The organism is uncultured Veillonella sp., from assembly GCF_934190855.1.
Taxonomy (GTDB): domain Bacteria; phylum Bacillota; class Negativicutes; order Veillonellales; family Veillonellaceae; genus Veillonella.
The window spans coordinates 1-5,347 of sequence record NZ_CAKPTN010000111.1; the positions used below are offsets into that span (position 1 = coordinate 1).

Sequence of the window (5,347 nt, forward strand, 5' to 3'; positions counted from 1 at the left end):
GTGGATGCTTGTAAATTTAACCCATGTTATCATGAACATGAGCCAATTTGTGGCATTAAAGATGCTCTTGAAGCAGGTCGTATTCATCAAGGACGATATGACGCTTATATGTCTATACGTAACGATATAGAAAGTCAACGAAAGAGGTTTTAATATGATTAAAATTGCACCATCAATGCTTTCCGCAAATTTTGCGACCTTAAGCGAAGAATTACAATCTATTGAATCAGCGGGGGCTGACTTATTACATATCGACATTATGGATGGACATTTTGTGCCGAACTTAACCTTTGGTGCGCCTATTGTGAAAGCCATTCGTCCATATACAAAATTACCTTTTGATGTGCATTTAATGGTTACAAATCCTGGTGATTATGTAGAAGAATACGCAAAAATTGGCGTAGAATATTTTACATTCCATCAAGAAACAGTACCTCATATGCATCGTTTAATTCAACATATTAAGCAATGTGGTATGAAAGCTGGTGTTGCATTAAATCCAAGCACACCAGTATCAGTATTAGAAGATGTGGCTGCAGATTTAGATATGATTTTAATTATGTCTGTAAATCCGGGCTTTGGTGGACAATCTTTTATTAAAAATGCCATTAAAAAGGTTAAACAAGCTAAGATATTGTTAGAAGAAGTAGAAAATACTACAGCCGTAATTGAAGTTGATGGTGGTATCAACGACATTACTTGCGTACCAATCAAAAGAGCGGGGGCAACAGTATTAGTATCTGGCTCTGCTGTATTTGGTGCTGAAGATCGTGCTCATATGATCGACGCCATTCGCAATAACTAGCTTTATATTCGTATTGGCGGTACATATTATAGGCTTAACAATAATATAGTCATGACCTAATCTAGAAATTTTTACAGGGAGTGAGGAATTCTTTAAGAAATCCTCACTCCTTGCTTGCTTTTATAATAATTATTTGTTAAAATTATTGGGTATGAAAAATATGCACGTCGGTGGACTTCGGTACTGTGCCTAATTTTGGGTGACCCGAAGGATGAAGCGGCGGAGGTTAATTAACAGGAGGTGCCACAATGGCAGTAGTATCAATGAAACAATTATTAGAGGCTGGTGTACACTTTGGTCATCAGACTAGAAGATGGAACCCTAAAATGGCGAAATTCATCTTCACTGAGCGCAATGGTATTTATATCATTGACTTGTCTAAAACAGTTAAAAAAGTAGAAGAAGCTTACTCTTTCTTGCGTGAAGTTGCTTCCCAAGGCGAAGTAATCTTGTTCGTAGGTACTAAAAAACAAGCTCAAGAAGCTATTAAAGAAGAAGCTATCCGTGCTAACATGTTCTTCGTAAACGAACGTTGGTTGGGCGGTATGTTGACTAACTTCAAAACAATTGAAACTCGTATTAAACGTTTAAAACAATTGGAAGCTATGGCAGAAGATGGTACTTTCGAAGTATTGCCTAAAAAAGAAGTTATCGGTCTTCGTCATGAAATGGAAAAATTGGAAAAATACCTTGGCGGTATCAAAGATATGCCTAAAATGCCAGGTGCTCTTTTCGTAGTTGATCCTAAAAAAGAAAAAATCGCTATTGCAGAAGCTAAAAAATTGGGTATTCCTGTAGTTGCAACAGTTGACACTAACTGCGACCCAGATGAAGTTGATTTCCCAATCCCAGCAAATGATGACGCTATCCGCGCTGTTAAATTGTTGGCTGGTAAAATGGCTGACGCTGTTCTTGAAGGTCGTCAAGGCGAATCCTTCGAAGAAGGCAATGCTGAAGCTGCAGAATAATTCTGCAAAGCTACTTAATCATTTCTGATTAGCATTTGAAAGATAAATCTATAACATATATAATTAGGGTAAGGACTATATCCTTACCTTAATTAGTACTAGGAGGAACAAAATAATGGCAATTACTGCTGCTTTGGTAAAAGAATTGCGCGACATGACTGGCGCAGGTATGATGGACGCTAAAAAAGCATTGGTTGAAACTGACGGTAATATCGATAAAGCGGTTGACCTTCTTCGTGAAAAAGGTCTAGCTGCAGCAGCTAAAAAAGCTGGTCGTATTGCAGCTGAAGGTGTAGTACAATCCTACATTCACGCTGGTGGCCGTATCGGCGTTTTAGTTGAAGTTAACTGCGAAACTGACTTCGTTGCTAAAACTGACGACTTCCAAAACTTGGCACGCGATATCGCTATGCAAATCGCTGCTGTTAACCCTACATACTTGAACCGTGAAGAAGTTCCTGCTGAAGTAATCGAACACGAAAAACAAGTATTGTTGGAACAAGCTAAAGTAGAAGCTGAAGAAGACGTAAAAGCTGGCCGTAAACCAAAACCTGAAGCTGTTTTGGAAAAAATGGTTGCTGGTCGTATTGAAAAATTCTATAAAGAAAACTGCCTATTAGAACAAGTATTCATTAAAGATGGTGACAAAACTGTTACTGATGTAATTAATGAAAATATTGCAAAAATCGGTGAAAACATCAACGTACGTCGTTTTGTTCGCTACGGTTTAGGTGAAGGCATTGAAAAACGCCAAGATGACTTCGTAGCTGAAGTAATGGCATCTGTTGGTAAATAGTTAAGAAACAATAAGAGAACACCGTACAGTGTTCTCTTATTTTGCAATAGAGGAGTAAAAACATGGCAAAGAGAAACTTTCAACGTATTGTTTTGAAGTTGAGTGGTGAAGCATTGGCAGGTGACCAAGGTTTTGGTATTAACCCGGATGTTGTTGAAGAATTTGCGCAAGAGATTGCCGCTTTAGCGAAATCCACTGATTTAGAAATCGCAATTGTTGTTGGTGGCGGTAACCTATGGAGAGGGTTAGCAGGTAGCAACCAAGGTATGGATCGTGCTACTGCTGATTATATGGGTATGCTAGCAACAGTAATGAACTCCTTAGCATTGCAAGACGCATTAGAGCAAGCTGGCGTAGATACACGCGTACAAACAGCTATCGAAATGCAAGAAATTGCAGAACCTTATATTCGTCGTCGCGCTATTCGTCACTTAGAGAAAAAACGTATCGTAATCTTTGGTGCTGGTCTTGGTAAACCTTACTTCTCTACAGATACAACAGCTGCATTACGGGCTGCTGAAATCGAAGCAGATGCAATTTTGATGGCGAAGAAATTTGCTGATGGCGTATATGATTCTGATCCTAAGACGAATCCTAATGCTATTAAATTTGATGAGTTAACATATAACGATATCATTACAAAAGAATTAAAAGTTATGGATGCTACATCCACAACTTTATGTAAAGATAACAATATTCCTATTATCGTATTTAGCATGGACATTCCTGGTAACATTACAAAAGCCGCTAAGGGCGAAGAGATTGGTACCATTGTTCGAGGAGAATAATTCAAATGGAAATTAAAGAATTGTTACAACAAGCAGAAGAACGCATGAATAAGTCTATTGAGGCTTTAAAACATGAATTTGCATCTATTCGTACTGGTCGTGCTAGCGTAGCATTACTTGATAAAGTAATGGTTGATTATTATGGTAGTCCATCTCCAATTAATCAAGTTGCAAATATCTCCGTGCCTGAGCCTCGTATGATCGTCATTGCTCCTTGGGATAAAACAATGATCGGTGCAATTGAAAAAGCGATTTTACAATCCGACCTTGGTTTAAACCCTGGTAATGATGGTGCTCAAATTCGTTTAACTATTCCTCAACTAACTGAGGAACGCCGTAAAGAAATCGTTAAAGTAGTTCATAAAAAAGCTGAAGCTGCAAACGTTGCAGTACGTAACATTCGTCGTGATGTAAATGATGCATTGAAAAAAGAAGAAAAAGCTAAAACAATTACTGAAGATGATGCTAAAGACGGTTTAGATGAAATCCAAAAACTTACAGATGCTAAAGTTAAGCATATTGATGAGTTAAAAGCAGTAAAAGAAAAGGACGTATTAGAAGTATAATGTTAGATTCTAATAGCCTTATTGGAATGCCATGGCAGCTTGCAAAGTCTCGTTTGCAGGCTGCCCATATTCCTTTTAAGGTAATGATTGGGGCATCCTTTAATCGCTTTTTTGATATTGCAGATGAAGGATTTTATGTAGCACGTGTTACTAAGGTAGATGAGTGCTTACATATACTAGTATATAGACCAATGATTGCCAGCGACTTCGGAAAATCTATCGAGGTAGACTATGCTAAAGAAATTATTTAACCGTAAACAATCGGATGCGCCTGCTATAGATAGCAATGCTATTCCAAAACATGTTGCTATTATCATGGATGGTAATGGACGTTGGGCCAAACGTAGAGGGATGCCACGTTCCATGGGACACCGTGCTGGGGCAGACGTATTAAAGCAGATCGTTATAGCTGCTGACGAAATTGGTATTAGAGCTCTTACGGTATATGGTTTCTCCACAGAGAACTGGAAACGACCTGAACAGGAAGTTTCTTTACTTATGGCTCTCATCAAAGAATACTTAAACAATAATGTTAAGTATATGCATGAACATAATGTTCGCATTCGATTTATTGGATTTATTGGGGCTCTTTCAGAGGAGTTACAACAAATCATTCGGGATGCAGAACTATTAACTCAGAATAATACAGGTCTTACCTTACAGTTAGCTATTAACTATGGTGGACGTGATGAGATAGTAAGAACTATCCGTGATATTACAGATTCTGTAAAAGCGGGTACTATTACAAAGGACGATATTACTGAAGACTATGTAAGTTCTCAATTATTTACTAAAGAGTTTAGTGATGTAGACTTATTGATTCGTCCAAGTAGCGATTTTAGAATTAGTAACTTTTTGTTATGGCAACTAGCTTATGCTGAATTCTGGTTTACTGATTTACATTGGCCAGATTTCACAAAAGAAACTTTGTTAGAAGCTGTTGCGGCATATCAGAAACGAGAACGCCGATTTGGTGGCTTACGTGATGAGGAATAAAGAATGTTAAAAACACGTGTTATTACCGCTGTTATAGGGTTTATTATTGCCTTAGGTGCCATTACGTTAGGCGGACCAGTGTATGATGTTCTTATTACGCTATTAGCTCTATTAGGGTGGCGTGAATTTGTTTTACTAGGCAAGGCTAAACATGTACGTATGTCTATTATATGGGGCTATATTAGTGTCTTATTATTGATGATTGCCTTTGCATGTCATCAATATATTTTAGCTATAGCTGTTTTAGTATTAAGTTTATTTGCCAATTATATGTTATGTACATTTGGTGAAAATAAATACTCTATGGCTAGCGTATCCTTTAGTGTATTTGGTTTATTATACGTTTGTATCGGCATGATTTCTTTGCTCATGATTCGTCATGATTCTATTTACATGTCTTTAACAATGCCTTTTGAACAACATAACTG

8 protein-coding genes and 1 pseudogene are annotated in these 5,347 nt (G+C 37.6%); all 9 read left to right on the plus strand.

What is annotated here, in order from left to right:
• Positions 1-153 (plus strand): annotated as a pseudogene (locus tag Q0F90_RS09235) (ribosome small subunit-dependent GTPase A); the annotation flags it as partial.
• A 1-nt stretch (position 154) separates the two neighbouring features.
• The gene (rpe, locus tag Q0F90_RS06870; protein ID WP_296004313.1) at positions 155-805 is read left to right on the plus strand and encodes a ribulose-phosphate 3-epimerase; all 651 of its coding nucleotides are present in this window, start codon (positions 155-157) and stop codon (positions 803-805) included.
• Positions 806-1,053: 248 nt separating this feature from the next.
• Complete coding sequence (rpsB, locus tag Q0F90_RS06875; protein WP_009351446.1) at positions 1,054-1,773, plus strand: 30S ribosomal protein S2; 720 nt, start codon at positions 1,054-1,056, stop codon at positions 1,771-1,773.
• 115 nt (positions 1,774-1,888) lie between these two features.
• Positions 1,889-2,569, plus strand: coding sequence for a translation elongation factor Ts (tsf, locus tag Q0F90_RS06880; RefSeq protein ID WP_296004314.1), 681 nt, complete (start codon positions 1,889-1,891; stop codon positions 2,567-2,569).
• A gap of 62 nt (positions 2,570-2,631) precedes the next feature.
• Positions 2,632-3,357, plus strand: a complete 726-nt coding sequence (gene pyrH, locus Q0F90_RS06885) for a UMP kinase (RefSeq protein WP_009351482.1) — start codon at positions 2,632-2,634, stop codon at positions 3,355-3,357.
• A 5-nt stretch (positions 3,358-3,362) separates the two neighbouring features.
• Entirely contained in the window at positions 3,363-3,923 is a 561-nt protein-coding gene (frr, locus tag Q0F90_RS06890) for a ribosome recycling factor (protein WP_296004315.1), read from the plus strand.
• Positions 3,923-4,174, plus strand: coding sequence for a hypothetical protein (locus Q0F90_RS06895; protein WP_296004316.1), 252 nt, complete (start codon positions 3,923-3,925; stop codon positions 4,172-4,174). The genes frr and Q0F90_RS06895 overlap by 1 nt, the downstream gene beginning before the upstream one ends.
• Entirely contained in the window at positions 4,155-4,919 is a 765-nt protein-coding gene (locus Q0F90_RS06900; RefSeq protein ID WP_296004317.1) for an isoprenyl transferase, read from the plus strand. The genes Q0F90_RS06895 and Q0F90_RS06900 overlap by 20 nt, the downstream gene beginning before the upstream one ends.
• A gap of 3 nt (positions 4,920-4,922) precedes the next feature.
• Positions 4,923-5,347: phosphatidate cytidylyltransferase (locus Q0F90_RS06905; RefSeq protein WP_296004318.1), on the plus strand; the 425-nt coding region annotated here is incomplete at its 3' end.